This window comes from Idiomarina sp. OXR-189, assembly GCF_034373425.1.
GTDB lineage: Bacteria > Pseudomonadota > Gammaproteobacteria > Enterobacterales > Alteromonadaceae > Idiomarina > Idiomarina zobellii.
Map to the genome: position 1 here is coordinate 1,182,831 of NZ_CP139706.1, position 25,808 is coordinate 1,208,638.

Genomic DNA, 25,808 nt, shown 5'->3' on the forward strand with positions numbered 1-25,808 from the left:
TTAACCTCCTGCAACCGCTTGAATAATGGTCAGTGAGTCATCGTGATCCAGCCTATGTTCATGCCAATTCTCACGATGGATAACAACGCCGTTGACGGCAACAGCAATAGCCGCAGTGTTAATTTGTTGATGCTCAAAAAATTCCGATAAACGCAAAGGGCCATCGAATCGCATTGATTTGCCATTAACGGTTATTTGCATGTTCACCTCCGCAAATTGGGCATGTTGTAGACTTTGGCAACTCGGCTTGCTGCCAGCGGTGAATAAGGCCGTCAAACGACTGCAGCCGACCCCAGGGCATCTCGTGTAGCGTTAGGTATTGAATAGCGAGTAGTGCCTGCATGGCTCCTATAATGCCAACGATAGGAGCAGCAATGCCGGCATTAGTGCAGTTAAGCGGCTCTTTAACCGAGGCTGGGTACAGACACTGATAACAACCATGGTCGGCGCTTGGCTTTAATGCCAATACTTGCCCGTTGAACCCCCGTGCCGCGCCTGAAACAAGTGGTTTTTTCAACCAGTAGCAGTAACGGTTAATAAGGTACCGAGTGTCGCGGTTATCGGTGCAGTCAAGCACGATATCGGATGTGCCAATGTGGTCTCTTAGTGTGTCCTTAGAAGCAGCCTGCGATAACGCCGTTATATCGACGTCTGGGTTAATCTCGCTTAGGCGCTGTGCAGCTTGCGTCACCTTGAGCGAGCCAACATCATTACTACCGTATAAGGTTTGCCGCTGTAGGTTACTCAGTGACACATGGTCATGATCCATTAACGTGAGCTGACCAACGCCGGATGAAGCCAGATATTGGCTGGCAGGAGTTCCTAAACCTCCTAACCCAATAATTAGCACTTGGCTGTCGAGTAAACGTTGTTGGCCCGGCTCACCAATGGAATCGATAAGCAGGTTGCTGCTGTAGCGCAGAGCTTGTTGGTCAGTCAGCATAGGCAGCCTCCAACTCCTGATTAAGCTCGATAACGGCGGCTTCGATGTTAGTGGCTTTCGTAATGGCGCTAACTAAAGCAATGCCGTTAACACCGGTTTGTTTGACGTGCGTAATGCGCTCTTTAGAGATGCCGCCAATAGCCACAGTGGGTATGCCCGTGGGTTTTAATAAAGAAACATAGCTCGTCAAACGCTCCAGCCCTTGCGGCTTTGATGGCATCTCTTTGGTTTGCGTTGCAAAAATATGCCCTAATGCTATGTAAGAGGGCGTATATCGCAAAGCGATGAGTATTTCGGTGTAACTGTGAGTGGAAATACCCAGCCGAAGGCCGTTTGAATGAAGCGCTTGCAAGTCAGCCGTTTGTAAGTCTTCCTGACCCAGGTGAACGCCGTAGGCACCGTGTTTTATGGCAAGCTGCCAATGGTCATTAATAAACAGTCGTGCCTGATACGACCGGGCCAGTTCAATACTGCGCTTTATCTCCAGCTCTATAGAGTCTGAGGGTTTGCCTTTTATTCTTAACTGCAGTGTTCTAACGCCAAGCTGCAATAAGTGCTGCACCCATTTGAAAGAGTCGACAACGGGATATAGACCCGGTGACTTATTAAGTCTGGGAAATTCTGAACCTGGCGCAGGCAGGTTAGTAGCCTCTATATGTGGAAAGTGTTTTAGGTTGTTTGGCCAAAGGGTATGAGCAACCGGCCCGGGGCCTTTACCAATTCTGGTTGCCCTCAATAAACCGTGATGAACATAGGTATTGGCCAGTGTGATAGCGTCTTCTGTCGGATATCCCTGCGCTGCTGCGGCAGCAACGGCGGAAGAAAGCGTGCAGCCGGTACCGTGGTTATTATTGGTAAAGACTTTCTCTTGCGAGTAAACAAGATAGGGCTCACCGAGAAGAGGGCGTTTAGACAGGTAAATATCGACTATCTTATTTTTACCGTATTGCTCAGTTTCAAGGCCGGTTACCAGAACACTGTTCGCCCCTTTTTCAATAACTGCCGCCGCCGCATTCAACGCACTTCTTTTATCGGTTACCTCAGTGTCGGCCAACCACGACAGTTCGTCAGTATTTGGCGTGAGTAAATCGACTAGAGTTAATAGTCTGTGACTTTGCGCGAGTGTCAGCGTTGATAACGTATCATTGTGGCTGGTGATCATAACGGGATCCCACACCACAAAAGGACGTTCTATTGTGTCGGGCCAGCGGCTTAGAAAATCGACAACCGCATCCAATTGTTCACGGTTACTGAGTAAGCCAATTTTTATGGCCGCGGGTGGCAAGTCGTTAAGTAGGCAGTTGAGTTGCTCGTCAATCGCATTGCCACTTAACTCATACAAACCCGTTACTGTTAGAGAGTTTTGTGCCGTTACGGTGGTAATAATGCTGCAACCATGACATTTAAAGCTTCTAAACGTATTTAAGTCGGCCTGAATGCCGGCGCCACCGCCGCTGTCAGAGCCTGCGATAGTCCAAACCACAGGTTTTTCAGAAGGTGCGTCAGTCATGACTCCGCTCCAACTTCGTCAGCCGTGGCATCTTTAAAGGTGACATCGATGCGTTCATTCCCTAAGTGCCCAGAGTACTGTCTAACCTCGTGAGAAATTTTCATGGAGCAGAATTTAGGGCCACACATTGAGCAGAATTGCGCTGTTTTATTGGACTCTTGCGGCAAGGTTTCATCGTGATAATTGCGCGCGGTGACTGGGTCCAAAGCTAAGTTAAATTGGTCCTCCCAGCGAAACTCAAAGCGGGCTTTAGACATAGCATCGTCCCTTGCCTGAGCGCCTGGGTGTCCTTTTGCCAAGTCAGCCGCATGCGCCGCAATTTTGTAGGCAATGAGTCCTTGTTTAACGTCCTCTTTGTTGGGGAGTCCCAAGTGTTCTTTAGGCGTGACGTAGCACAACATGGCGCAGCCAAAGGCGCCTATCATGGCGGCACCGATGCCGGAGGTAATATGGTCATAGCCGGGGGCAATGTCGGTGGTTAATGGTCCCAGTGTATAAAAAGGCGCTTCATGGCAATGCTTAAGCTGCTCGTCCATGTTTTCCTGAATTTTGTGCATGGGCACATGTCCTGGGCCTTCAATCATGACTTGTACGTCATATTCCCAGGCTATTTGAGTCAGTTCGCCTAAAACACGCAGTTCAGCGAATTGGGCATCGTCATTGGCATCGGCAATGGAACCTGGGCGTAAGCCGTCACCCAGTGACAGCGATACGTCATATTTTGCGCATATTTCACAAATATCGCGGAAATGTTCATACAGGAAACTTTCCTGACGGTGCGCCATGCACCATTTGGCCATAATTGAACCACCGCGTGAGACAATCCCTGTCACTCGGTTAGCAGTCAGCTCAATAAAGTCATGCAGTACGCCGGCATGAATAGTGAAGTAGTCAACGCCTTGTTCGGCTTGCTCCAAAAGCACGTCCTTAAACACCGGCCAGGTTAAATCTTCAGCAATGCCGTTAACCCGTTCCAAAGCTTGATAGATAGGAACAGTTCCAATGGGAACAGGGCTGTTTCGGAGGATCCACTCACGAGTTTGGTGAATGTTGCGGCCAGTGGATAAGTCCATGACTGTGTCGGCTCCCCAGCGTGTTGCCCAAATGAGCTTTTCCACTTCTTCTTCAATGGAAGAACTAACCGACGAGTTGCCGATATTGGCGTTCACTTTCACCAAAAAGTTACGACCTATGATCATAGGCTCAGATTCCGGGTGGTTCACATTGGCCGGAATAATGGCGCGACCTTTGGCAACCTCATCACGAACAAATTCCGGGGTTACCGGGTTGTCTAAATGCTCCCGACCCATGTTTTCCCGCAACGCAATAAATTCCATTTCGGGAGTCACAATGCCACGGCGCGCATAGGCTAGCTGTGTCACGCCGCTTTTGTCGGCATTTTTAGCCCTCGCGCTTATCCAGCCTGATCGCAGTGGTTTGAGTCCGGTTTTTACATTGACGACTGAGTTAGGGTCACCGTAGACACTGGATGTATCATAAACGTCGACGGGTAAATTGGGTGGTGGTGTTACGCCTGGTGTTGGCTGATGCAAAGTTTCGCTTAAATGAATACGGCGAAATGGCACATGAATGTCAGGCTGGCTGCCTTGAATAAATTCGCGCGTAGAGTTAGGAAAGTAACGGCCTGAAACAGACGATAAAAAGGACTCTGCCTGTTGGCGGTTTTGACGGTTTGTTGATGACATAGCATTCTCTCCAGCTAAAAAAATAACAGGGTTTAGAGATGCTTGTCAGGAGTGTTGAAAGGAACAACAGCGCTGAAAAAGGGAGAATCCCTGGCTGTTGCTCTCTTGTTCCCTTCGCAGGTATTAGCCTGATCAGGTTCAACGGATCCCGCTTTTTGCGGTCTCAGCCTGTTACTTTTTGAGTAACGAGGCACTCCGACAAGATTCCTTTTTAGTGGAACAAAATACTCAGCTTAATGCAACAGCGAAAGCGTGAACTGTTACTGCTGTATCAATGTATCAACGACTTTTGCGGCTTTATCCATTGGCTGACCTAAGCCTTCAACGCGGTGTTCAATAACACCGTTTTTGTCCAAAACGGTAATTAAATTACTATGGTCGAAGTCGCCGTCAGGACGCTTTCTGTAGCGAACTCCAAGGACAGTCGCTAAGGTCCGAATGTCCTGGTCTTCACCATGTAAAAAGACCCAACTATCGCTGTTCAAGTTGTACTGTTTAACATAGTCAGCCAAAGCTTTAGGTGTGTCGCGAGAGTTGTCGAAGCTGACCATAACCAACTTAACCTGCTCTTTGGCTTTGTCACTTAAACTGGTGTAAAGACGTTTAGCGTCATTGACAAGAACGGGGCAGGCGGTGGTGCAGCTGCCGTATATCATTGAGACAATAACCGGTTGGCCTTGCAAGTCGGCCAGTGTCATATGCTCACCTTTGTGTGTTATCCAGTGCGCATCAACCTGATACACCGATGAAGAATGCGATACTTTTGCGGCTTTCATCGAGGTGTGGTTTTTATGATTCTCATGCCCGGGCTTATGCTGAGAATGGTCTTGTGCTACAGCCGGAGCCAATGCAAGCAGGGCGCTTGATAGAACCAATGCGGCATAAGCGGCTGGTTTAAATAGGTTATTCATAATTGGTCTCCGTTACTGGCAATAGTGTCAGAAGAAATGTCGTAAGCGCAGCGAAAACCCATAGTGCTGGTTGAGCTCTGAGGTGCGTAGTCGCTACGAGACTGATACCGAAAGAAAGTGGCGTAATTGGCTTTGGTAAAGCTCGATAAGAAGCGAGCCCCGTCGCCACAAGAGCCTGACAATAAATCAACGTCATCGCCGTTAGTTAACAGCAACTGGTAGTCTTCGACCCATTCGTTGACCCGGTCATACATGTGGCTGAGTTCAGTGGCATTAACGTTCACCCTTTGTTCATCGCTTTGAGGCTGGCTGTACCAGGCGAATAAATCGCGCGCATAGTCATCGTCGCTTATATTTTGTTGCTGACGATACTGAACGGAAGCGTATTCCCATTCATTGAGGCTGGGCAAACGACCGCCTTGTGCGGCGCAATACTCGCGTGCAGCAAACCAGGACACATAAGTCACCGGATGCTCAGCTTGACCGTCAGGGTAGACGTTGTTTTGCGGCCAGTGCTTTAAGTAATTTCCGTCGTGAAACAGGGCAGCGATGTTATCTCGCTGCCACTTAGGATGATTTTTAACAAAATCGAGAAAAAGTTGGTTAGTGACCGGAGTTGCGTCAAGCATGAAACTATTAATTTCGATGCTAAGACGTTCCTTGTCCAACAGAACTGGAGGTTCAAACTCGCCACCGTTAATACGGACTGGGTCTGAGAGTACTAGCGGTGACGCTGTTAGCGTCGAGAACATAAGTCCCGCAACTCCAAGCCACTTAACCATAACCGTCTCCTTATTTGTCTTTACGTGGGCCGGCAATAAGTGCGCCGGCCGCTCCAAGCTCTGCGTCAGCAAATTCGTGATCAACCAGCTTGTAAATGCCTTCTTCCGGCACAATGAAGTCGATAGTTGCGCTGTTGCTTGCGCCCAGCAGAACAGTCTGCATGCCATACCATTCGTTACGTGGGTCGCCCTCGTACCAAACTCGGTCAAAGATAGCGCCAATAACGTGGAAGCTTGAAGTGCCTGAAGGTCCTGCGTTTAATACGTGTAAGCGCACACGGTCGCCTTCATCAGCACGTAATGGTGAGTCACTCAGTGCACCGACGTGACCATTAAAAGTAACGTGGCTAGGCTGGCGATTCAGTGCTGCATCGTGGTTGTATATGAACTGACCTTCAGCGACTTCCTCTAAGTAATGTTCGGACTGGACTAACACGTACTCTTTGTCCGGCTCTGTCGGGTAGCCGTCTTTGGGTGATACAACGACTGCCCCGTACTGACCCATTGCAGTGTGCATTAACACGCTGGAAGTACCACAGTGGTACATGTAAGTACCGGCATAGTTGGCAATCCATTCAAACTCAATAGTTTCGCTTGGTGAAATAGTGCGCCATTTGTCTTCAGCCGCGACAGTGCCACTGTGGAAGTCCATTGAGTGAGGCATTGGGTTAACCACAGGCTGGTTGTTCTGATAAGTATTTGCCTGAACCTGCTGCAAGAATGGCGAGCCATTTTTGACTGGCTTAGTAATAGTTACTTCTTCGTCAGAGCGGTTCTTCATTTTGAAAATAACGCGGTCACCCTCACGAACATGCAAAACCGGACCGGGTACTGAGCCGCCAAATGTCCATGCTGAGTAGCTCACGCCTGGTGCAACTTCCACTTTTTGTGAAAATACGTCCATGCGAACGTTGTGCGTTTTGTTGCCTTCATAGTCGAGTTTTGCCAAATTAGGCACTTGAGTCAGATAGTCACCAACAACTGCGGGGCCACTGTAGTCTTCGGGGTAGACTTTAGCTTCAGGTAAACCATAAACTTTGCCGTCAATGACATATTCACTGTCGTGCTTAAGTTCAGTGTCAGCGAAAGCAACAGGGGCTGAAACAGAGGCTGCGGCTGCTAGAATAGAAGCGCTAATAACTGAGAGACTGAGAGATTTCATAACTGCTCTTCCTTGTTTATATGATATTTAAAATTAACGAGAGCCTGCGACAGCGTCTGCTTGAATTGTGCTGCTGCCGTTAGCCAGTTCGGTATTGACGTAATTCACAATGGCGGCAATGTCTGCGTCTTTCAGGTACGCCATGGGAGGCATTGAGCCGTTGTAAGTAGTGCCGTTGACAGTGACTGCACCCGATTTACCTTTTACAATGGTTTGGGCGATGTAATCGGGTTTGTCTTTAATATTTGGGTTATCTGCAAGTGGCGGGAATACGCCTGCCAACCCTTTACCTGCTGGTTGGTGGCATGCTTGACAGTATTTTTTGTAGGCATTTTTTCCGTCTGCAGCTTCAGCAGGTTGTGCGAAGAAGAATGCGAAAACAGAGGCTGCGACTACAGCTATTTTTAAAGTGGATTGAATGTTCATAATGACACCTCAGTGACTGACTTAAGATGCCTCTAGAATACTGTTTTAATGGGTTTTTACGAGTGAAACGAAGAGGTAAAAGTCGCTTACTCCCTGGGGTATAGAGTGGGTATATGAGGGAGTATACCCAGGGGTAAGCGAGGGGATAGAAAGTTGTTTAAATACTGCGAGCTTCGAGTTCAATTCGTGACGCCGCACCATAGATCTTGCTGGCATCACCTTGCAATTCACCTTCCGGTGTAATGGTCGGCCAAAGGTCTGTTAATGACTTCAGAACACTGCGAGTTTCATCAATAGCTGATGAGGCTTTTTCTGCTTCTTCGCTATTAATTCTCTCTAAGCGATTGAGCGCAATTTCTTTAAAGCCGAGTGCGTCTTGATACTCATGCACTTGTGCAACTTTACCTTCCTGAATGCCCACAGCGTACTCGTCGGCGGTTGCCATTAGCATAGTAGCGACGCTTAACAGCACACCTTTTGCCGTCATATCGGCGATAGGCTCGTGCGCGCTGATAGCATCAAGCAGTACCTTGTAATTGTTCATGACAACGTCTTTACTGTTGTCGTTGATAACGCTATCAGCTAATGCTTCAAGCTCATCGGCAAAGCCAGGCTGACCACGGTCGTTAAAGGCTTCAGTTAGCCCCGCGTAGAGCTCATCCCCTGGGTGCTTCATGTGAGTTTTCGCCATTTCAATATGACCTTGCTCATAAAGCTTCATACCAACCCAAAGATGACCACGAATAAACCCAAGTTGCGCTAAAAACGCAGTGTCATTGGTGCTTAGATCGATTTCAGGCGCAGCCATTTCGCCTTCAGCCATTGGCGCTGCCATAAAAGACGCAGGTGCAGCGTTTGGCTGAGTCAAAGGCGCTGCATTAGCGGTTGAGGCTGCCATCGTTGTCGCTAAAACGCTGCCAACACCAACCCAAACTTTTTTCTTCTCAAACATAGAAAAACCTTATGTGCTTTTTTGAGTGACGGAACTCGTGTATATTTGCAGAAATGATAACTATTCGCAAGTTAAAACTATGATACTTCATATTCAAAAAGCGGTGGATGAAGCTGTTATTGACAGCCTGGTGGCAGGTTTATCGGCAGAGCAATTCGGTGACGGCAAAGCGACGGCAGGCTGGGCTGCAAAAGAGGTTAAGAACAACCAGCAATTGACTGGAAAAAAAGCAAAAGCAGCAACCGATCTATTATTAGAGAAGCTTCACACAAACCCTCTGGTTCAGTCGGCTATGCGACCAAAGCATGTGGCTCGTTGTAGTATTAATCGTTATGAAGTGGGTCAGTACTATGGTACTCACATGGACGACTCCCTGATGAACGGTGTACGCACCGACATTTCGTTTACGCTGGGTTTATCAGAGCTTGATACGTTCGAGGGCGGTGAACTGGTTATTGAAGATACCAGCAGTGAGAGAAGCTGGCGTCTGGGAAAAGGGGATATATTGATATACCCAAGCCATTACCTCCATAGGGTTAATGAGGTGACCCAGGGAGCTCGTCTGGCAATGATAGGCTGGATTCAAAGCGTGATAAAACACCCTAGCCACCGGGAGCTTTTGTTTGACGTTGAGCAATCGTTGAAAGTGGAATTTGATGCTAATGGTAAGTCTGAGAACTTTGATCGGTTAACAAAAGTGTTTCATAACCTAATGAGAGAGTGGGCGGATATTTAAATACCGCCCACGTTGAATGCTTAGCTGGCTAGTGTTGAACCGCAAACGACCAGTAAGGCGATATTAGCGAATAGACCAATCATAAAGAAATAGCTACGTGGGCTAGGGTTCTTTTCGGTGGCAATAGCGTAATAAAGCACCATGTGAATAAGGCGTGCTCCCACAAATACCCAAATCAGCAGCGCCGTCCAGAATGCACTTGCCCCCACAAAAAACGCCAGAAAGGTAGTGCCCAGCATAAGAGGGTAGTTTTCAAGTGAGTTCATAAATGTCCGGTGCGCACGAAAAACGAATGAGTCGTGACTGAGTGACTCATTAATTTTTCCCGGAACGGCGCCTGGTTGTTTGGCTTTGCGACCACTAGCGACCAGCCACTGAACCAATAAAATAACCAGAGCTGCAAAAGCGCCCCAGTAAGCTAATAAATAGGTTTCAGATCCGTTCATTGTTATCTCCTTCGTTATTATTTTTAAGGTGCGCTCGGCTAGCTCGCAGCTGCGCCACAATTCCAACAAACTTCAAAAGCTGACCCGTTGAGCTCCTGACATTGGTTACAGCGCCAGTCGTCACCACGTGCCTGTTCTTCCAGTTGCTGAATAAGTTTCTGAGCAGTATGGAGTTGCGTGTCATCAACCAACCAAAGCTCTGGCCAGGTGTCCAATGGTGCTAAGTCTCCGGCCGCACCGCTGGAAAACTCATTTTTCATAACGGTTTCTATGCCGTTCATGCGCAATACATTACGCGCATTTTCCACTAAAAGTTTGTTTTCACGGGTATAAATTAACGTCATAGCTACCTTCAAGTCATTTTACGAGCTAATACTTTGAGCCAATACACTAACACCGGACAGCACCATTAATACTAGCGTTAATTGACGAAAGCGATATTCCGAAACATGATGCTGGAGCCTGTGACCGACTGTTGCGCCAATGAGCGCGCCCGGCAATAGGCTCAAAATAAGGTAAAAGTGTGCTTCTGCGTAGATGGCCTGCCGCGAAAAATTAAACACGTTAGCAATAGCGATACAACAAAAAAACAGACTTAAAGTGGCTCTGAACTGCTGCTTAGGAATACGAGCGTTTGCCAAAAACAGAACTATGGGTGGACCGCCGAGTGTCATTAAGCCATTTAAAATACCGGAGCTACTGCCTACCGCAATGTGTCCCGGCGCGTGCTCAGCTGTTGGAAACTGTTTACCGCTGGCAAGTGCAAGTGCCACCGCCAAAATCACACAGCCAAGCACCAGTTTAATTAGTTGGTCATCAATAGCGAGTAATAAGGAGCCCGCAATAATTGATGTGATAACGCCGGATATAATTAGCCACTTCCATTGCGACGGACGTGCGGCTTCACGGTTTTTCCAGTATATCCAGGCACCAACAATGATGTTAATAACGGATAATGCAGGCGTAAGAACGCTAATAGGGAACCATAAAGCCAGAATAGGAACGGCGAGCAAGCCGGAGCCAAAACCACTAATGCCTTGCAGCATAGCGGCAAAAAAGAATACTAATGCGGCGGCAAAATACTCCAATTTAACCTCTTTTATTGCTAATGTTTGAAAACGGCTTTTCAGTCGCTGCAATAGTCTTCATAATGATAACAATAATAACAACGGAGCTGAGCATGCGGGTGACTCTGGTCGTGTTGTTGACCTTATTCCTGGCACTACAATACCGTCTCTGGTTTGGGAAAAACAGTTTGCCAGATTATTGGCGTTTGCAACAGGAAGTCAGCAACCAAAAAGTAACCAATGAAAATCTCGAACGGCGCAATCAACTGATTTACGCAGACATTGAAGACCTGCGTGACGGTGAAGATGCGCTTGAAGAGCGTGCTCGCAATGAACTGGGAATGATTAAAAAGGACGAAGTATTCTTCCGTCTGGTTCCGGACAGAGCACAATAATGATATGAAAAGTACAGAGCCCACCGAACACTGCAACATTAAAGCGGTTATACCGGCAGCCGGCCATGGCAGCCGAATGCAAAGCAATATTCCTAAACAGTTTTTAACCGTTGGCGGTAAAACCTTATTACAGTACAGCATCGAAGCGGTATGCGCTGACCCTCGCGTGACGGAAGTGATCGTGGCCGTGTCAGATCCTGACTCAAGCGACTTGCCGAATGCCTCTGAATTTCACGTGGCACAACCCGTTACTTATATCAGTGGTGGTGATACTCGTGCTGAGTCAGTTTGTAGAGGTGTTGAGTACGCTGTGGCACAGGGAGCAACTCATACACTGGTTCACGATGCTGCACGTCCTTGCTTGCCCAAAGAGGCGTTAGTGCGAGTCATTGATAGCGGAACAGCCAGTCAGCATGGTGCTATTTTAGCGATTCCGGTTCGCGACTCTTTAAAACGTGCAATGACATCGAGTGGCATGGCAGCCCACATTGAAGAAAGTGTTGATCGTGAACACTTATGGCAGGCACAGACGCCGCAAGTGTTCCAGGCACAGGCACTGTTAAATGGTATTAAACACATGGGGGCTCATAATCCGCAACTGACGGATGAAGCATCAGCGATGCAATGGCTGGGTTACCAACCGGTGTTAGTGGAAGGGGCTTTTAAAAACGTAAAAGTTACGCACCCAGAAGACTTTGAATGTGTTGCCAGCTGGCTGCTGGCACCTACAACGATGGAGTAAGGAAATAACTCAATGAAGATTCGAGTGGGTCATGGTTACGACGTGCATCGGTGGGGGGCTGATAAGCCGCTGATTTTAGGCGGTATTGAGGTTCCTCACTCGCAGGGGCTGGAAGCACATTCAGATGGCGATGTTATTCTTCATGCAGTGACTGACGCACTGCTGGGGGCTCTGGCATTAGGCGATATTGGTCAGCATTTCCCGGATACCGATGAACAATACAAAGGTGCTGACAGCGCACAACTTCTTGAGCATGCCGTGAACTTGTGTCAGCAGAAAGAGTTTCAGGTGGGCAATATTGACGTAACCATTGTTGCTCAAGCGCCAAAAATGGCTCCGCACATAGATGATATGCGCGCACGCATTGCAGGCTGCTTAAAAACCTGCGTTGATAACGTCAATGTAAAAGCAACCACAACCGAAAAGCTGGGCTTTGTGGGGCGTGAAGAAGGTATTGCCTGTCACGCAGTGGTACTGATGGAGTCGTTTTAATGCTTGCTCCCGAAACGGTTAACTGTCAGGAACTAGCCACTCTTAATGCCGGTGAGAAGCCGAGCGCAACTTTCAAAGCGAGCCCTGAAGACTTTCAGGTTATAGAGCAACTGACTGTCGAAGACGAACACGACGGAGAGCATCAGTGGCTTTGGGTTAGAAAGCGAGGGGCCAATACTGTCTTTTGTGCTGAAAAAATTGCCCGTTTTGCCGGCGTGTCACCAAAACAAGTGAGCTACTCTGGTCTGAAAGACCGACAAGCGGTCACCTGGCAATGGTTTTCGATACAGCTACCCGGTAAAGACACGTTGGACTGGCAGTCGCTGAACGATGACGAAATGACGATTGAGAAGGTCATAAGACGCACGAAAAAGCTGCGTAGCGGTTTGCATAGTGGCAATAGGTTTGTCATTCGCTTGCACAGTGTTAGCGACATGGCGCTGTTAAAAGAGCGCTGGAAGCAGGTCACGCAAAACGGCGCCATTAATTACTTTGGCGAACAGCGCTTTGGACGCAACGGTGACAATGTGGCTGCGGCTGAGCGTTGGATTATGGCCAGTCGTCCAAAACGTTTATCAAAAGCCAAGCGCGGACTTTATTTGTCGGCCTTACGGAGTTTCTTATTTAATTTAATAGCTTCAGAGCGTGCAAAACAGCTGGGCGCAGATTCCTTATTAGAGGGCGATTGCGCAATGTTAGCTGGCTCTAACTCGATGTTTACTGTTGAGCAGTGGGACCATGAGCTTAAACAAAGACTTGCCAGTAAGGATATTGAAATAGCGCTGCCGCTGCCGGGGTCTGCCAATAAGTCAATGAGCGCGGGTGAGTCGGCTGACTTTGAGGACAAGCAGCTCGAGCCTTACCAGAGCTGGGTAGAGGCACTTGCTAAGCTTCGGGTTGATGAGGGGCGACGCGCGTGGAAAGTCATCCCGGGTGAACCAGAGCTAAAAGAACTTGACGGAAGCACCGTTGAGCTTAGCTTTACCCTACCATCTGGCGCCTATGCGACAACGATTTTGAATGAAATTGCGACGATAAGTGGTGAACACAAATGATGAAAATTCTATTGAGTAATGATGATGGTGTACATGCTCCGGGAATTCGCGCGCTTTATTTAGCGCTCAAAGAGGTTGCAGAAGTACGGGTAATAGCACCTGACAGAAACTGTTCCGGTGCTAGTAACTCGTTAACGCTGCATAACCCGCTGCGCATTCGCAAACTCGACAATGGCTTTTACTCGGTCAATGGTACGCCAACAGATTGTGTTCACTTAGGCACTAACTCGCCAATAGCGGAAGATGTCGATATTGTCGTTTCTGGCATTAATGACAGCCCAAATATGGGCGACGATGTTCTTTATTCCGGCACCGTCGCTGCCGCTATGGAAGGGCGCTTTATGGGACTGCCATCCATTGCTGTGTCGATGGGGGGACGAGGGCACGACTACTATGAAACTGCGGCAAAAGTTGTTGCTGATATTGTCGCTGATATGGAAAAAGCGCCGCTGCGTTTAGATACCGTGCTGAACATTAATGTACCCTATACCACTTACGACAAGTTGAAAGGTACAAAAGTGACCAAGTTAGGTCGTCGTCACCGCGCCGATACCATGGTTCATGACCGTGACCCGTTCGGTAATGAGATTTTCTGGTACGGGCCTATTGGGCACCACACCAGCGACGAACCGCAAACGGATTTTGCTGCCATTAACGAGGGGTATGTTTCCATTACGCCTTTGAGTCTGGATATGACAGCTCAACGCCATACTGACACGCTAACGGAGTGGTTAGATCAGAAAAAATGATGAATACAATGAGTGGCCAGGCAAGAGCCAAAAAACTTATACAGCAACTGAGTGACCTGGGCATTACTAACCAGGAGGTGTTACGGGTTATTGCTGAAACACCGCGCCATGTGTTTATGCCGGAGTCGTTGGCGCATAAAGCCTATGAAAATACAGCGTTACCCATTGGTAATGGACAAACGATATCGCAACCATTGATGGTAGCGACCATGACCCAGTTACTGATGCAACACAATTGCCATAATGTACTGGAAATAGGCACGGGTTCTGGTTATCAAACGGCAATACTGGCGCAGTTGGTGGATAAGGTGTTTAGTGTGGAGCGCATTGCTCAATTGCAGTATCAGGCAAAGCGCCGTTTACGCCAGTTAGACCTACATAATGTGTCAATGCGTCATGGTGACGGTTGGAAAGGCTGGAGCAGTAAAGCGCCTTTTGACGGTATTATTGTCACAGCAGCCGCCAGCGAAGTACCTTCTGACTTAGTGGCACAATTAGCCGACGGTGGGGTCATGATTATCCCTGTTGGCGATAAGGATGAAGCACAAAGCCTGACGGTTATTCGTCGTTTCGGCGATAGCGTTGAACAACAGCAAATTGGTGATGTTCGGTTTGTACCTTTGGTGAAAGGAGAGCTCAGTTGAAGTTGTTTTCTGCGCTTTATGACAAAGTATTAAGTTGGTCCGAACACCCTCGGGCTAAAACAATTTTGGCCTTACTCAGTTTTTCCGAGTCGGTGATTTTCCCCATTCCTCCGGATGTGATGCTGGCGCCAATGGCAATGACGCAACCGGACAAAGCCTGGCGCTTGGCATTTTTAACCACGGTGAGCTCAGCTGCTGGTGGGGTGCTGGGTTACTTCCTTGGGTTCTGGGCGTTTGAAACTGTTGTTTTACCCGCTGTAGAGACTATGGGGTATGAAAGCAAGCTGGACACTGTCAAAAGCTGGTTTGCAACCTGGGGCTTTTGGATAGTTTTTATTGCCGGCTTTTCGCCTATTCCCTATAAATTATTTACGGTGACAGCGGGCGTTATGCAAATTGCGTTTTTCCCATTTTTATTAGCCTCGGTTATTAGTCGCGGTTTGCGCTTTTATCTGGTGGCATGGTTGCTCAAAACGGGTGGCCCTAAAATGGCTGTGAAACTTCGTGAATATGTTGATCGAATAGGCTGGTCACTGGTAATACTATTGATAGTAGCCTACATAGTGGTGCAATTGGTTTAGGGATGCGATTGAAAAACGGGATGTTACAGAGTCTTATAGTGCTTGCCTTGCTGCCAATTGTGCTGCAAGGCTGCAGCAGTCGCTCTCAACCAGCTCCCGTTGACACCTTATATACAGGCAAAACCTATCGCGACTTTCAGCCCAACTCTTTGAATGCGAAAAAGTACGAAGTACAAAAAGGTGAAACACTTTACTCAATTGCTTTTCGCGCCAATATGGATGTCGATGACATAGCCCGCCTGAATAACTTAAGCCGGCCTTACACGATTTACCCGGGGCAGACACTGGACTTAGTGGGCAGTGCAAAAAGTACCGGCACCAGTGAACCGACTCAAAGACCTCAAAGTAATAAAGAAAGAGCAAATAACGCACAAAATAATATAAAAACGCCCGTTGCCAAGACTCAGAAGAAAGAGTATGGTCAAAAAGTAGACACGAAAAAAACAGTGAAAAAACAAGCCGATACTCGCAAACAGAACCGTCAAAAGCCGGTGCGGGTGAGGTCTGAAGCGGCAATGCCAAGTAACGCTGAGTTAGCCTGGCAATGGCCGTCGACAGGTAAGGTTATTGAACGTTTTTCACTGAAAGATCGAGGTAATAAAGGTCTCGATTTCGCCGGTGACAGGGGCGATCCTGTAAAAGCTGCGGCGGCCGGTAAAGTAGTTTATGTCGGAAGTGCGCTTAGAGGTTTTGGTAATTTAATCATTTTGAAACATAACGATGATTACATTACAGCCTATGCCCACAATGAGGACATTCTGGTGAAAGAAAAGGAATGGGTGGACATGGGTGAAACGATAGCTCGCATGGGCGACTCAGGTGCTAAACAAGTGAAGTTGCATTTTGAGGTTCGTTTCAGAGGTAAGTCGGTGAATCCTGAGCATTATTTACCGAGCTCTCGCTAGTGACGTGGAAATAATAATAACAAGATATGGAGGTCGACGTGTGCAGTAACACGGTTTTCAGATTAACAGGAGCTTGTTATGAGCCAGATAAAGGAAGAAGCAGTCGACACTATCGAAATCAGCGAGGAAGAAGCGCTACTTGAAAACGCAGACGAGGCGCAGCAGTCCGCAACGAGCTCTGACGAGGCGTTAGAAGAGGCGCTGTCATCGTCCTCAAGTCAGTACCAAAAGAAAATGGATGCCACTCAGCTTTATTTAGGTGAGATAGGCTTCTCCCCATTATTGACCGCCCAAGAAGAGGTCTTTTATTCACGTCGTGCGTTAAAAGGTGATAAAGCCGCCCGCCGACGCATGATTGAAAGCAACCTTCGCTTGGTGGTTAAAATTGCCCGCCGGTACTCAAACAGAGGTTTAGCGCTATTAGATCTGGTTGAAGAAGGTAACCTGGGTCTTATCCGCGCCGTTGAAAAGTTTGATCCAGAGCGCGGCTTCCGTTTTTCAACCTACGCGACTTGGTGGATACGCCAGACAATAGAACGGGCAATTATGAATCAAACGCGAACTATTCGTTTGCCAATTCATGTGGTTAAAGAGCTCAATATTTACTTACGCGCAGCGCGCGAGCTGGCGCACAAGCTCGACCATGAGCCGACAGCGGAAGACATTGCAAAAAGTCTGAATAAGCCTGTGGGTGACATTACTAAGATGCTGCGTTTGAACGAGCGCATTGCATCTGTTGATACTCCGGTTGGCGGTGAAAACGATAAAGCTCTGCTGGATATTCTCGCTGACGAGGATGACCACGGCCCAGAGGGTGTACTGCAAGACGAGAACTTGAAAGCTAACATTACCGACTGGCTGGATTCGTTGAACTCTAAGCAGAAAGAAGTTCTGGCGCGTCGTTTTGGTTTATTAGGATACGAAGCTTCAACGCTTGAAGACGTTGGTCGTGAAATAGGTTTAACTCGGGAACGGGTTCGCCAAATTCAGGTGGAAGCACTAAGAAAGCTAAGAGACTCTCTGAAGCAGCAGGGACTGACGCTGGATGCCCTTTTTTCCGGGCAATAATTTGGCATAACTGTTTTAAAGAGAGGGCTCGGATAAAACCGAGCCCTTTTTGTTTCTAGAGTTTGTTTTGCCAACTAAAGAGTAAATCGAGTGCTTGTCTCGGGCTTAAGTTATTTAAGTCGGTTGTTTTCAGCTGCTCTAAAATGGGGTTTGGCTGTGTGGGTTCAAGCGGCAAACTGGGCTGCTTTTCGTTGGTCTCAGCCGGAACTGAATTGTGGCTCCCATGATGGGCCGTCTCCAGCTCTTTTAGTTTACGTTTAGCTTGTTGAATAACGTTCTCCGGAACCCCCGCTAATTTCGCAACCTGTAAACCAAAACTTTGGTTTGCAGCACCTTCAGTAACCGTGTGCAGGAAGGCGATGGTATCGCCGTGCTCTTTGGCATTGACGTGCACATTACTGGTTGCGGGGAGTTCATCTGCCAGTTCTGTTAACTCAAAATAGTGTGTGGCAAACAGAGTTAGGCATTGCAGCTTTTGAGCCAGATAGTCAGCACAGGACCACGCAAGCGACAAGCCATCGTAGGTTGACGTGCCTCGACCAATTTCATCCATAAGCACCAGACTATTTGGCGTCGCATTGTGCAGAATGTTTGCCGTTTCTGTCATTTCTACCATAAAGGTCGAGCGACCAGAAGCGAGGTCATCAGATGCACCAATACGCGTAAAAATTCGATCGATGCGGCCAATGCGAGCGGCGCTTGCAGGAACGTAACAACCCATGTGCGCCAGAATAACAATCAGCGCTGCCTGACGCATAAAGGTAGACTTACCCCCCATGTTGGGTCCGGTAATCATTAACATGCGCTGTGTATCGTTTAAGGCAACGTCGTTGGCTATAAAAGGAGTCTCGCTGAGCTGCTCAATAACCGGGTGGCGGGCTTGCTCAAGTTCTATCAGGCTCGACTCATCCGTCAGCTCTGGGCGGCAATAGTTCCAGTTGTTCGCTAGTTGCGCGAAGCAGCTGAGCGTATCTAGCTGAGCTAACGCCGAGGCGGTTCTTTGTAAGTCAGCGACGTGCGGCATAAGCTGCTCAAAGAGCTGATCGTATAACCACTTTTCTCGAGCCAACGAGCGCGCCTGCGCATTGAGTACTTTGTCTTCGTGCTCTTTCAGCTCAGGAACAATATAGCGTTCTGTGTTTTTTAATGTTTGGCGACGCTGGTAGTGATCAGGGACTGAGTCTGCATTTTGTCGGCTAACTTCAATAAAGTAACCATGCACCTTGTTATAGCCAACTTTCAAGGTCGCAATACCGGTTTGTTGGCGTTCCCGCTGCTCTAGTTGATGCAGGTAGTCAGTGGCACCGGTGGCTAGATCGCGTAGGTCGTCCAGCTCACTGTCGTAGCCTTCGGCAATAACGCCGCCGTCCCTTATCAGTAAAGGCGGGTTATCGATAATAGCGCGCTCTAAGCGATCAACCACTTCAGGGAAAAGCAAAATAGCCTCGTTCAGTTGGTTGAGACTCTGGTGCTGTAATTGGCTTTTAATATCAGGCAGCTGTTTCAGACTGTCTCTTAAGCGGGCAAAGTCTTTGGGACGGGCGGTTCTTAAGCCAACCCGCGCAACGATACGCTCAATGTCTGAGAGCGACTTCAGGCTGGTTTGCAAAGGCTCGTAAGCGTTATTTTCCAATAGAGCTGAAACCGCATCGTAGCGTTTATTTAAGGCTTGCTGGTTTCGAATCGGGCGCTGTAACCAACGTTGAAACTGGCGGCTGCCCATGGCCGAGGCTGTTTTATCCAATACTGCCGATAAATGCGTGTTAGCGTCGCCCAGGCTTTGTTGTAATTCGAGGTTACGGCGAGTAGCAGCATCCAGAATAAGGGCGTCATTAGGGTGCTCTGTAACAATAGATTGAATATGCGGCAGCGCCGAGCGCTGAGTTTCTTTAACATAGTGAAGAATAGCGCCCGCCGCTCCTAATGTTGGTTCGTCGGCTTTAAGTCCAAAGCCTTCCAAATGCTGCGTAGCAAACTGTCGAGTTAGTAATTCAAATGCGGTTTGTTGTTCAAATTCCCAGGCTGGACGGCGTTTACAGTTTGCTTTGGCCAGCGGCAAGCCTGCTAATGACAGAGTGTCTGGGTAGAGAAGCTCTGCTGGCTCCAGACGTTGCATTTCTGCGGCAAGTTGCTCGTGGGAGTTAGCTTGCGTTAACCAAAAACGTCCGCTGCTAAGCTCTAGACTAGAAATTGCATACAGGTCGTCTTTCAAGGCCGATATAGCGACTAACAGTTTTTGTTGTCGTTCGGCCAGTAGCGACTCGTCGGTTACTGTTCCCGGCGTGACAATGCGAACGACCTTGCGTTCGACAGGTCCTTTGCTCGTAGCAGGGTCGCCAACTTGTTCACAAATAGCGACAGATTCGCCTAAATTGACGAGTCGCGCTAAATAGTTTTCGACCGCGTGGTAGGGAACACCGGCCATTGGAATGGGCTCGCCGTTACTTTGTCCGCGTGCGGTCAATGAAATATCGAGAAGTTCTGCTGAACGTTTTGCGTCGTCAAAAAATAGCTCATAGAAATCTCCCATACGATAGAATAAAAGCATGTCTGCATGTTGCGCTTTTATACGTAAGTATTGCTGCATCATTGGGGTATGTGATTGGATATGTTTTTCAGAAAAATCAGGCATAGTTGAGTTATTTTTATCTGGAGCCAATGTTATGGTAACAACCACAGTTATTACGCCGCAAACCTTAGAACTCGCGGAACAGCTTGGTCAGTGCTTGTTAGAAAAACAGCAAACAATTGCCACTGCTGAATCCTGTACCGGAGGAGGAATAGGATACGCTATTACGGAAGTGGCGGGAAGTTCTGCTTGGTTTAATGGCGGATTAATCACCTATACTAACGACCTTAAGCGACAGCTACTGAATGTGAGTCAGAAAACGCTTGAACAAGATGGGGCTGTATCGGCTGAGTGTGTGAAACAAATGGCGCTTGGCGCCCAGGCTCAATGCAATACGTCGTGGGCTATTGCGGTTAGTGGTGTGGCAGGGCCCGGCGGTGGTACCGCCGAAAAGCCGGTGGGACTGGTTTGGATGGCTTTAGTTGGACCCGATTGCGAGGAAGTTTGGTCGCAAACTTTCACGGGGAATAGACAGAAGGTGAGAAGCCAAACCATCGACGAAGTCTTGGGGAAAGCAATAAATCAGTTTTTATTACAGTAACTTAGCTGTCATTTCATAAAACTTTTTAATGAATACTTGATACTGTAAAAACGTACAGTATACTGTGTATAAAACCAGTAATTAATGCGGAGCTTAAAATGAGCAATGATCGTCAAAAAGCGTTGGATGCAGCGCTCGGGCAAATCGAACGTCAATTTGGTAAAGGATCTATCATGCGGTTGGGTGACAACCAGACGTTGGATATTGCCTCTGTTTCAACAGGTTCGTTAGGGCTAGATATTGCTCTTGGCATTGGTGGTTTACCCTTTGGACGAGTGATAGAAATTTATGGACCGGAGTCCAGTGGTAAAACGACAATGACTTTAGAAGTTATTGCTGAAGCCCAAAAAATGGGGAAAACCTGCGCCTTTGTTGACGCTGAGCACGCTCTCGATCCTATCTACGCTGAAGCTCTAGGCGTTAACGTAGATGACTTACTTGTGTCTCAGCCTGATACGGGAGAGCAAGCACTGGAAATTTGCGATATGTTGGTTCGTTCCGGTGCTGTTGACGTTGTAATTGTTGACTCTGTAGCTGCCTTAACACCTAAGGCCGAGATAGAAGGCGAAATGGGCGATAGCCATGTTGGCTTGCAGGCGCGTTTAATGTCACAAGCGCTTCGTAAATTAACGTCAAATATTAAAAAATCGAACACCATGTGTATTTTCATCAACCAGATTCGTATGAAAATTGGTGTAATGTTCGGTAACCCCGAAACCACAACGGGTGGTAACGCACTGAAGTTCTATTCCTCTGTTCGTTTGGATATTCGCCGTACGGGTGCCTTGAAAGAAGGCGATGAAGTTGTCGGTAACGAAACTCGTGTGAAAGTGGTTAAGAACAAGGTTGCGCCTCCGTTTAAAGAAGCAAACTTCCAAATTTTGTATGGTAAGGGCATTTCTAAAGAAGGCGAGCTGATTGACCTGGGTGTTAAGCACAAGATGGTTGATAAAGCGGGCGCTTGGTATAGCTATAAAGGCGATAAAATTGGCCAGGGCAAAGCAAACTCAATGAAGTTCTTGCAAGAAAACCCCAAAATAGCGGACGAATTGGAAAGCAGAATACGTGAACTCTTGCTGTCAAAGCCTGAAAAGAGAACCAAAGAAGATCGTGAAGCGGAGAGAGCAGCTGCAAAAGAAGCTGAAAACTCTACAGAGTCAAGCGATGACAACGTGTTGTAAGTTGCGTCGTTAATAATGAAAGTACAAAGGCCCTGGATTTATCCGGGGCCTTTTAAATTGAGGGATTTATTGCAAAGAGTTGTTGGTAGAGCTTTGCCGCATAAGCGTCGGTCATGCCGGATAAGTAATCTGAAATAACCCGAGGGGCATTGTTTCCATGCTCTTGTTCGTGCAGGTAGCGTAAGCGAGTATTTTCCGGAAGCAATCTTTCTGGCTCTACAGAAAGCACATCAAACAGCTCCATAACTATTTGCTGCCCTTTAAACTCTTGCGCCTGCATTTCAGGTTTGCGAATAACCCACTTAAAAATGAATTCTTTTAATGCATTAAGCAACTGCTTCTCGGCATCTCCAAGTGCAACTTGGTACTGTAACAACGGGCATTCAAAGTCGTTGTCTGTTTTTATCAAGGTTGCAGAAGTAACCAGGCGGTTGACCAAGCTACCAATGGCTCCTTTGCGCTCATAATGATCATCGGAAAACAGTGCATGAGTCAGTGATTCAGCGTTAAAGTCAGGCAGAGCGCTTTCTAAAGACTGCAACCTGTCAAACATATACTTCATCCAGTGCTCACGCTGAATAAGACCAACAACTATGGCGTCTTCTAGGTCATGTACACCATAGGCAATATCATCGGCCGCTTCCATAATAGACGCATCAACGCTTTTTAAAGCGCTGCGGCCGTGTTTAGTGGTTTGTGGCTCTGCTGAAAGTGCCTGAAAGGCTTGTTTGTCACTAGTCGATAATGGGGCAAGCACCCAGTCTAATTGGGCTGTGTCATCGTTATATAAGGCTTTAGGGGGCAACCATTGCCGCGTCGGTAAATGCTTAAAGTTACTGACATCTTCAGGTAACTGTTCGCGGCGAACCTGGCTGGCTAGAACAGGGTATTTCAGTAACCCGAGTAAAGTGCGACGGGTTAAATTCATGCCATGCTCTGGCGTGTAGGCTTCGAGCTTGGTAACGATACGAAAGGTCTGGCCGTTACCTTCAAAACCACCGTTATTGCGCATCATGTAATTGAGCGCAATTTCTCCGCCATGACCAAAGGGCGGATGACCAATGTCATGTGCCAAACATAATGACTCTAGCAGAGGCTCAGAAAACTCAAGTGACTTTGAAAGCTCAGGGTGCCGGTGACTTAAATGAACGATAAGGCTTGCGCCAATTTGGCTAGCCTCCAATGAGTGGGTTAAACGAGTTCTTGGAAAGTCGTGCATACCCACGTACATAACCTGAGTCTTTGCCTGCAGCCGTCTAAATGCGGCGCTATGCAATATTCTGGCTTTATCTCGCTGGAATGGGGTACGGGTGTCATTGGGTCGATTACTTAATGTGTTAACTTGACGGTCAGTCCAGGGCATAGATAGCTCAGGTAGGTTGTTGAAAACTCAGTAATCATAGTACGATACTTAAACAAATTAAAAAAGTGGGAAAAATCACATGTCGGAAGTGAAAGTTGCATTAGCTCTAGGCTCTGGAGCGGCTCGTGGTTGGTCACATATTGGTGTTATTAAAGCCCTCGAAGAAATGGGTGTGCGCATTAATATGGTGGCAGGCACTTCCATTGGCTCACTAGTTGGAGCGGGTTATGCGTCTGGTCGCCTGGCTGAAATAGAGCAATGGGTGCAGGGAATGAGTCGCTGGGAAGTGTTCAACCTACTGGACTTTGGGTTTAACCAAGGCGGCATTATCGGCGGCGAAAAAGTATTTAACCATGCTCGGGAAGAGTTCGGGCAAAGAAATATTGAAGACCTACCTATTACTTATGGCGCTGTGGCAACAGACCTCTACAGTGGCCGTGAGATTTGGTTACGGAAAGGGGATTTATACGACGCATCGAGAGCTTCCTGCGCCATGCCTGGGGTTCTCTCACCTAAAGCATTTGACGGACGCTGGTTAATTGATGGTGGACTGGTTAACCCTGTTCCCGTGTCGCTGTGTCGGGCCCTGGGTGCTGACTTTGTTATAGCCGTGCATTTGAATTCTCAGTTGAACTCCCGGGCGGTAGAGAGAAGAGGTCGCAGTATTCCGCCGCAAACAGAGGCTGAACAACTCGAGAAGGAAAAAGCAGAAATAGAAAGACATGCGGAAGACGATAATGGCTTTTTCGATAACCTGTGGTCGGGCAGTAAAGAGTACTTAGACAGCTTTAAAGAGCGTTTTAAAAGCAATGGTCATAAAGCGCCGGGTATGTTCAGTGTCATGGCAAGTTCTATTGATATCATGCAGGAGCGTATTACTAAGGCACGTATGGCGGGCGATCCGCCGGATATTTTAGTGCAGCCCAAACTTGGCCATATCGGCATTATGGAGTTTTATCGTGGGCAGGAAGCTATTGATATTGGTTATGACACCACCACGCGGATGCGTGATTTGATCATGGATGAAATTGAGTTATACAGAGAGCGCCGCGGTTAAGCGGCGCCCAAACTTTCAAACGTATCCTTTAGTAGCCGGCTGCGTGTCCGTCTTTGCGGCTTTCAGAAGCGCCAATGTAAACATCCTGTTCGTGGTCTTTCCAAATAGCCTGATAGCCGCCATAAGGACCGACAGCTTCCTGCAGCGTATGTCCCATTTTTATCAGTTCGCGACGAGTGTTCTTAGAGAAGCCGTTTTCCAGACTGACAACACCGCCGTCGGACATGACAGAACCAGTTGGCTGGCTTGAACCTGTATGCAGAATACGAGGGGCATCGCCGGCTTCTTGTAGGTTCATACTAAAATCAATCATGTTAATGAGAATTTGTGCATGCATTTGAGGTTGTGTGGCGCCGCCCATAACGCCGTAACTCATTAATGGTTTACCGTCTTTGGTCACAAATGCGGGAATTATAGTGTGGAAAGGGCGTTTACCTGGTTCAAACACATTGCGATGATTCGCATCCAGCGCAAACAGTTCACCACGGTTCTGCAAAACAAACCCTAAACCTGTCGGTGTTACTCCTGAGCCCATGCCGCGGTAGTTACTTTGAATAAGCGATACCATGTTGCCGTCTTTGTCAGCGGTTGTTAAGTAAATGGTGTCGCCCTCTGTCGGCGGGTTACCTGGCTCGTATGAACGACCGGCTTTCTTCGGGTTAATGAGTTTTGCGCGCTCCCTAGCGTAACCTTTGTCCAGTAGCCCTTCGACAGGCACATCATTAAATGCCGGGTCAGAGTAGTATTTCGCACGATCTTCGAATGCTAGCTTTTTAGCCTCGACGAAGTGATGAATGTACTCAGGGCTGTCAAAGCCCATACTGCTAATGTCGTACTGCTCAAGTATATTGAGTATTTGCTGAGCCGCTATTCCCTGGGTGCTCGGTGGCAGCTCCCAGAGGTCATAATCACGATAGTTGGTCGAAACCGGGTTAACCCAAGTCGACTCATGCTCCGCTAAGTCCTCGTAAGATAAAAAGCCACCGTGTTTTTCGACAAAGGCATCTATTGTGCGTGCAATTTTGCCTTTATAGAAAGCATCGCGGCCTTCATTAGCTAAGAGCTTATAGGTATTGGCCAAGTCGGGGTTTTTAAAACGCTCACCTTTTTCAGGAACGTCGCCGTCTTTCATAAAAACATCAGCGAACCCGGGTTGGTCGGCCAGCACTGCGGCGTTTCGACCCATGTAGTAGGCAATAACTTCAGTCACCGGAAAGCCTGACTCTGCATAGTTAATAGCCGGTTGAAGCACGTTTTCCATGTCTAACTGACCGAAACGGTCATGAAGTTCAAACCAGCCATCGACCGCACCGGGAACAGACAGCGGTAATACGCCACGAGGGGGAATTGACTCATAGCCGTTTTCTTTAAAATATTCCAGCGACAAACTTTTCGGCGAACGGCCTGAGGCATTAAGTCCATAGAGCTTTTCTGACTCGGCGTCCCATACAATGGCAAATAAATCGCCACCAATACCGTTGCCTGTCGGTTCAACTAAGCCTAACACTGCGTTTGCAGCAATGACCGCATCAATCGCATTGCCGCCTTCCTGCATAACGTCCAGCGCGACTTGTGTGGCAAGCGGTTGGCTTGTCGCTGCCATGGCGTTTGGAGCCATAGCTTCCGAGCGAGTAGCAAAGTGATGACCTGTTATACGGTCACTGGCCGCAGCGGGTAGGGTAGACGCCGCGCATGTAAAAGCGAGAGCGGCTGAAGCGATAATATTCAATCGTGCCATAGTGTTTACCTTGTTAACTGTGTTGTA

The 25,808-nt window shown here is 47.9% G+C and carries 28 protein-coding genes and 1 riboswitch; of the genes, 13 read left to right on the forward strand and 15 right to left on the reverse strand.

From position 1 onward, the window contains the following. From thiS to UM402_RS05875, 9 genes are all read right to left on the reverse strand, one after another. A complete protein-coding gene (gene thiS / locus UM402_RS05835; protein WP_058579278.1) occupies positions 1–201 on the reverse strand; it encodes a sulfur carrier protein ThiS in 201 nt (66 codons plus the stop codon). Then, positions 185–943 carry a HesA/MoeB/ThiF family protein gene (locus tag UM402_RS05840; protein ID WP_058579277.1) on the reverse strand — a complete coding sequence of 253 codons (759 nt, stop codon included), beginning with the start codon at positions 941–943 and terminating at the stop codon, positions 185–187. The genes thiS and UM402_RS05840 overlap by 17 nt, the downstream gene beginning before the upstream one ends. Further along, positions 933–2,453: a thiamine phosphate synthase gene (gene thiE / locus UM402_RS05845; RefSeq protein ID WP_058579276.1), complete on the reverse strand. Its 1,521-nt coding sequence runs from the start codon at positions 2,451–2,453 to the stop codon at positions 933–935. Before thiE ends, UM402_RS05840 begins: the two co-directional genes overlap by 11 nt. Then, on the reverse strand, positions 2,450–4,159 hold the full coding sequence (thiC, locus tag UM402_RS05850) for a phosphomethylpyrimidine synthase ThiC (RefSeq protein WP_058579275.1): 1,710 nt from the start codon (positions 4,157–4,159) through the stop codon (positions 2,450–2,452). The genes thiE and thiC overlap by 4 nt, the downstream gene beginning before the upstream one ends. A 92-nt stretch (positions 4,160–4,251) precedes the next feature. Next, positions 4,252–4,367: riboswitch (TPP riboswitch) on the reverse strand. Between the two features lie 52 nt (positions 4,368–4,419). Beyond that, positions 4,420–5,070 carry an SCO family protein gene (locus UM402_RS05855; RefSeq protein WP_058579274.1) on the reverse strand — a complete coding sequence of 217 codons (651 nt, stop codon included), beginning with the start codon at positions 5,068–5,070 and terminating at the stop codon, positions 4,420–4,422. Then, the gene (locus UM402_RS05860; protein WP_058579273.1) at positions 5,067–5,852 is read right to left on the reverse strand and encodes a formylglycine-generating enzyme family protein; all 786 of its coding nucleotides are present in this window, start codon (positions 5,850–5,852) and stop codon (positions 5,067–5,069) included. The genes UM402_RS05855 and UM402_RS05860 overlap by 4 nt, the downstream gene beginning before the upstream one ends. 10 nt (positions 5,853–5,862) lie before the next feature. Then, positions 5,863–7,014, reverse strand: a complete 1,152-nt coding sequence (locus UM402_RS05865) for a multicopper oxidase domain-containing protein (RefSeq protein WP_058579272.1) — start codon at positions 7,012–7,014, stop codon at positions 5,863–5,865. A 33-nt stretch (positions 7,015–7,047) separates the two neighbouring features. Next, the gene (locus tag UM402_RS05870) at positions 7,048–7,440 is read right to left on the reverse strand and encodes a c-type cytochrome (RefSeq protein WP_058579271.1); all 393 of its coding nucleotides are present in this window, start codon (positions 7,438–7,440) and stop codon (positions 7,048–7,050) included. 157 nt (positions 7,441–7,597) lie between these two features. After that, positions 7,598–8,392, reverse strand: a complete 795-nt coding sequence (locus tag UM402_RS05875) for a hypothetical protein (protein WP_058579270.1) — start codon at positions 8,390–8,392, stop codon at positions 7,598–7,600. A gap of 79 nt (positions 8,393–8,471) precedes the next feature. Between UM402_RS05875 and UM402_RS05880 the strand changes: the two genes are divergently transcribed. Further along, positions 8,472–9,128, forward strand: coding sequence for a Fe2+-dependent dioxygenase (locus UM402_RS05880; RefSeq protein WP_053953513.1), 657 nt, complete (start codon positions 8,472–8,474; stop codon positions 9,126–9,128). A gap of 20 nt (positions 9,129–9,148) precedes the next feature. On the opposite strand, the gene UM402_RS05885 is transcribed toward UM402_RS05880, so the two are convergent. The 3 genes from UM402_RS05885 to UM402_RS05895 are packed head-to-tail and all read right to left on the reverse strand — an operon-like array spanning position 9,149 to position 10,662. Continuing rightward, positions 9,149–9,574: an MAPEG family protein gene (locus tag UM402_RS05885; RefSeq protein ID WP_058579269.1), complete on the reverse strand. Its 426-nt coding sequence runs from the start codon at positions 9,572–9,574 to the stop codon at positions 9,149–9,151. A 38-nt stretch (positions 9,575–9,612) separates the two neighbouring features. Next, the gene (locus UM402_RS05890; RefSeq protein WP_058579268.1) at positions 9,613–9,918 is read right to left on the reverse strand and encodes a DUF2007 domain-containing protein; all 306 of its coding nucleotides are present in this window, start codon (positions 9,916–9,918) and stop codon (positions 9,613–9,615) included. Positions 9,919–9,936: 18 nt separating this feature from the next. Next, entirely contained in the window at positions 9,937–10,662 is a 726-nt protein-coding gene (locus tag UM402_RS05895; protein ID WP_058579267.1) for a sulfite exporter TauE/SafE family protein, read from the reverse strand. 92 nt (positions 10,663–10,754) lie between these two features. Between UM402_RS05895 and ftsB the strand changes: the two genes are divergently transcribed. The 9 genes from ftsB to rpoS all read left to right on the forward strand — a co-directional run bounded on the left by ftsB (position 10,755) and on the right by rpoS (position 17,272). Next, positions 10,755–11,036 (forward strand): cell division protein FtsB, encoded by a 282-nt coding sequence (ftsB, locus tag UM402_RS05900; RefSeq protein ID WP_053953517.1) that lies wholly within the window; start codon positions 10,755–10,757, stop codon positions 11,034–11,036. 4 nt (positions 11,037–11,040) lie between these two features. Next, entirely contained in the window at positions 11,041–11,778 is a 738-nt protein-coding gene (ispD, locus tag UM402_RS05905) for a 2-C-methyl-D-erythritol 4-phosphate cytidylyltransferase (protein ID WP_058579266.1), read from the forward strand. A 12-nt stretch (positions 11,779–11,790) separates the two neighbouring features. After that, complete coding sequence (gene ispF / locus UM402_RS05910) at positions 11,791–12,270, forward strand: 2-C-methyl-D-erythritol 2,4-cyclodiphosphate synthase (RefSeq protein ID WP_058579265.1); 480 nt, start codon at positions 11,791–11,793, stop codon at positions 12,268–12,270. Next, the gene (truD, locus tag UM402_RS05915) at positions 12,270–13,325 is read left to right on the forward strand and encodes a tRNA pseudouridine(13) synthase TruD (protein ID WP_058579264.1); all 1,056 of its coding nucleotides are present in this window, start codon (positions 12,270–12,272) and stop codon (positions 13,323–13,325) included. The genes ispF and truD overlap by 1 nt, the downstream gene beginning before the upstream one ends. Beyond that, entirely contained in the window at positions 13,322–14,074 is a 753-nt protein-coding gene (gene surE, locus UM402_RS05920; protein ID WP_053953521.1) for a 5'/3'-nucleotidase SurE, read from the forward strand. The genes truD and surE overlap by 4 nt, the downstream gene beginning before the upstream one ends. A gap of 8 nt (positions 14,075–14,082) precedes the next feature. Then, positions 14,083–14,718 carry a protein-L-isoaspartate(D-aspartate) O-methyltransferase gene (locus UM402_RS05925; RefSeq protein WP_380299074.1) on the forward strand — a complete coding sequence of 212 codons (636 nt, stop codon included), beginning with the start codon at positions 14,083–14,085 and terminating at the stop codon, positions 14,716–14,718. Next, positions 14,715–15,299, forward strand: a complete 585-nt coding sequence (locus tag UM402_RS05930; RefSeq protein ID WP_053953523.1) for a YqaA family protein — start codon at positions 14,715–14,717, stop codon at positions 15,297–15,299. Before UM402_RS05925 ends, UM402_RS05930 begins: the two co-directional genes overlap by 4 nt. 20 nt (positions 15,300–15,319) lie before the next feature. Beyond that, positions 15,320–16,204 carry a peptidoglycan DD-metalloendopeptidase family protein gene (locus tag UM402_RS05935; protein ID WP_273267971.1) on the forward strand — a complete coding sequence of 295 codons (885 nt, stop codon included), beginning with the start codon at positions 15,320–15,322 and terminating at the stop codon, positions 16,202–16,204. A gap of 78 nt (positions 16,205–16,282) precedes the next feature. Next, positions 16,283–17,272: an RNA polymerase sigma factor RpoS gene (gene rpoS, locus UM402_RS05940; protein WP_053953525.1), complete on the forward strand. Its 990-nt coding sequence runs from the start codon at positions 16,283–16,285 to the stop codon at positions 17,270–17,272. 55 nt (positions 17,273–17,327) lie between these two features. Here the strand turns inward: rpoS and mutS are convergent, their stop codons facing one another. Then, positions 17,328–19,904, reverse strand: a complete 2,577-nt coding sequence (gene mutS / locus UM402_RS05945) for a DNA mismatch repair protein MutS (RefSeq protein WP_058579584.1) — start codon at positions 19,902–19,904, stop codon at positions 17,328–17,330. A gap of 31 nt (positions 19,905–19,935) precedes the next feature. Between mutS and UM402_RS05950 the strand changes: the two genes are divergently transcribed. Continuing rightward, complete coding sequence (locus UM402_RS05950) at positions 19,936–20,442, forward strand: CinA family protein (protein WP_053953526.1); 507 nt, start codon at positions 19,936–19,938, stop codon at positions 20,440–20,442. Positions 20,443–20,540: 98 nt separating this feature from the next. Continuing rightward, positions 20,541–21,623: a recombinase RecA gene (recA, locus tag UM402_RS05955; protein WP_053953527.1), complete on the forward strand. Its 1,083-nt coding sequence runs from the start codon at positions 20,541–20,543 to the stop codon at positions 21,621–21,623. 52 nt (positions 21,624–21,675) lie between these two features. On the opposite strand, the gene UM402_RS05960 is transcribed toward recA, so the two are convergent. Further along, positions 21,676–22,986, reverse strand: coding sequence for an anti-phage deoxyguanosine triphosphatase (locus UM402_RS05960; protein ID WP_058579261.1), 1,311 nt, complete (start codon positions 22,984–22,986; stop codon positions 21,676–21,678). 79 nt (positions 22,987–23,065) lie between these two features. Here UM402_RS05960 and rssA point away from each other — a divergent pair, with 79 nt between their 5' ends. Further along, positions 23,066–24,043, forward strand: coding sequence for a patatin-like phospholipase RssA (rssA, locus tag UM402_RS05965; protein WP_053953529.1), 978 nt, complete (start codon positions 23,066–23,068; stop codon positions 24,041–24,043). A 28-nt stretch (positions 24,044–24,071) separates the two neighbouring features. On the opposite strand, the gene ggt is transcribed toward rssA, so the two are convergent. Next, positions 24,072–25,781 carry a gamma-glutamyltransferase gene (ggt, locus tag UM402_RS05970; RefSeq protein WP_058579260.1) on the reverse strand — a complete coding sequence of 570 codons (1,710 nt, stop codon included), beginning with the start codon at positions 25,779–25,781 and terminating at the stop codon, positions 24,072–24,074. Positions 25,782–25,808 lie beyond the last annotated feature (27 nt).